The sequence below is a fragment of the Acinetobacter lwoffii genome (genome assembly GCF_024129435.1).
In the GTDB taxonomy this organism is placed as follows: Bacteria; Pseudomonadota; Gammaproteobacteria; order Pseudomonadales; family Moraxellaceae; genus Acinetobacter; species Acinetobacter lwoffii_F.
In genome coordinates this window covers 1-2728 of sequence record NZ_JAMXXN010000060.1, presented here as the reverse complement: position 1 = coordinate 2728, position 2728 = coordinate 1, and the positions used below count along the sequence as shown (strand labels likewise).

Below are 2728 nucleotides of genomic sequence, written 5' to 3'. Positions count from 1 at the left end.
GGACTCTAGATCTCTGCGAAAATCCAGAACATCGAGCAAAGCGAGATTTACATGACTTGCATCATGCTGAGGAGATTAAACGAATTTGGAAAGAAAGTTCAGGTCGATACGGTGTGCGTAAGGTCTGGCAACAACTGAAACGTGAAGGCTATATTATTGCGCGCTGTACTGTTGCTCGATTAATGAAAAAGCTAGGTATACAAGGTGTTTGGCGTGGTAAGAACAAACAAACCACCCGTAGCCGAGATGACCAAAAACGAGCAGATGATTTAGTGAAACGTAATTTTACTGCTGATCATCCTGACCAACTGTGGGTGAGTGACTTTACGTATATTCAAACAAATTCAGGCTGGGTTTATACTGCATTTATTATTGATGTGTTCTCACGAGCAATTGTTGGATGGAAAGTATCGACACGGATGAATACAGATATGGTGCTCGATGCATTGGAGCAAGCATTGCATGATCGAGGCATGCCAAAGAATGTGATTCATCATTCCGACAGAGGTGTGCAATATCTTTCCATTCGCTATACCAATCGTTTAGAAGCAGCAAATTTACGAGCATCAGTCGGTACGACTGGTGATTCATACGATAATGCTTTGGCTGAAACGGTGAATGGCTTATACAAAACAGAGGTGATTGAATATCTAAAAGCAGATTGGCAAGGTTTAGCAGATGTACAACTTGCGACACTAAATTGGGTAGATTGGTTCAATAAAGAGCGTGTACATAGTGCACTAAGTTATGTATCACCTTTTGATTTTGAAGCAATGTACTATGATAAGATTAACCCGTTAGGTCAGGTGGCCTAACTTAAATAAAAAACTCTCCGACAAACCCGGTACGGTTCAATATTGACTCAAAATTACATATCGATAGGACTAATTAAGTAGCGCTTATACAAACATCAAAAATGGCTTCACATAAAATATTATTTTTAAAAAAAAATTAATTATATATGATTATTTTATTTAATGAGTGAAGAGAGATTTCCTGATATAAGTAAGATAAAAATATGTTTTTGGAACAGTCAGACCAATCCCATTGGCTCTGATATTTTTCAATCAGTTCAATTGACCAAGGTAATGATGGGTTCTGTGAAAGATAAGACCAATCCCATTTATGATTATATTTTTGCTTTGCCACTGATGGTAACTGCATATCAAGTATGATTTCTAGATCGTCTTCAATTAAATCCTTTAGATCAATATTATACTTTTCAATGAGTTCAACAGACCAAGGCAATGATAGGTTTTGCGATAGATAAGACCAATCCCATTTATGCTCATATTTTTCAATCATTTCAATTGACCAAGGCAATGATGGGTTTTTGGATAAATTAGACCAATCCCATTTATGCTCATATTTTTCAATCAGTTCAATTGACCAAGGCAATGATGGATTGGTTGATAGACTGGACCAATTCAAAAGGAATCTATAGCGTTCAATTAGCTCAATAGTCCAAGGTAGTGATGGATTTTTCGAAAGATAATACCAATTCCAATAGTCTTTGTAGCGTGTAAGTAATTCAAGAGACCAAGGTAACGATATTTGCTGAGATAGATTGCTCCAATTATTGTCATTTTTATTATTTATTAATAGTTCAATTGACCAACATAAATTAGTTTTATATTTTTTAATTAGTTGATATGGAAGTGATTTATTCTGAGACAGACTATACCAATCCCAACTTTCTTTATATTTCTCAATTAGTTCAATAGTCCAAGGTAATGATGTGTTCTGAGACAGACTATACCAATCCCAACTTTCTTTATATTTTTCAATGAGTTCAACAGACCAAGATATTGATGTGTTCTGAGACAGACTATACCAATCCCAACTTTCTTTATACCTCTCAATTAACTCCATTGACCATGCAAGGTCCTGACTAAAATCTGAAGTATAAGGATAATCGTCAAAGTTTACTTTATGGCCATATCGGTCAAAAAATTTTACAGCCCATGGGAAAAATTCATTACTAAAAATAGCAAATCGACCATAATTATGGTCCCAATCCCAATTATCTTTATATCTCTCAATTAATGTGACAGACCATGGTAAAGATCTGTTCCAAGAAAGATGATACCAATCCCATTTATGCTCATATTTTTCAATCAGTTCAACAGACCAAGGCAATGATAGGTTTTGCGATAGATAAGACCAATTCCATTTATGCTCATATTTTTCAATCAGTTTAATTGACCAAGGTAATGATGGATTTCTGGATAAATTAGACCAATCCCATTTATGCTCATATTCTTTAATTAACTCAACAGACCAATCAATAGAAGTTAATGATGATATTAATTTTTGCATTGCTTCTGGGTTTAACTGATTAACAATACTCGTTAAACGTGATTCATCTAACAGATGAATTGCACTGATACCACAAGAAAAGTTCATTCTAGTCTCTAATAAAATACTATTCATTATTTCTTCTATTAATACAAAAGTTAAATCTAAAAATTAGTTAATATACAATAAAATCAGAAGACTATGTTCGATTAGATAGTGGTTTAACCCTCAACTTTTGATAAGATTTTCATATAGAATTAATCATGTCAGAAGTCATAAACTGAAATTTGCAACTAAATAATCATCTATTTAACATAATGGCGGTTATACGAAATTCTGTTGTTAGAACCCATTTAAAGTGTCTATATTCTCACCAATAAAAATGTCTGGTTTATGATGGTTTTTATCACCATGGACTGGATATAAAATA

At 33.7% G+C, this 2728-nt stretch carries 2 protein-coding genes; one reads left to right on the top strand and one right to left on the bottom strand.

Annotated features, from left to right (window positions below):
- Positions 1 to 815 (top strand): IS3 family transposase (locus tag NI455_RS15235; protein ID WP_253114863.1); only part of this gene is annotated, 815 nt, incomplete at its 5' end.
- Positions 816 to 951: 136 nt separating this feature from the next.
- Here the strand turns inward: NI455_RS15235 and NI455_RS15230 are convergent.
- Positions 952 to 2433: a hypothetical protein gene (locus tag NI455_RS15230; protein WP_253114862.1), complete on the bottom strand. Its 1482-nt coding sequence runs from the start codon at positions 2431 to 2433 to the stop codon at positions 952 to 954.
- Positions 2434 to 2728 lie beyond the last annotated feature (295 nt).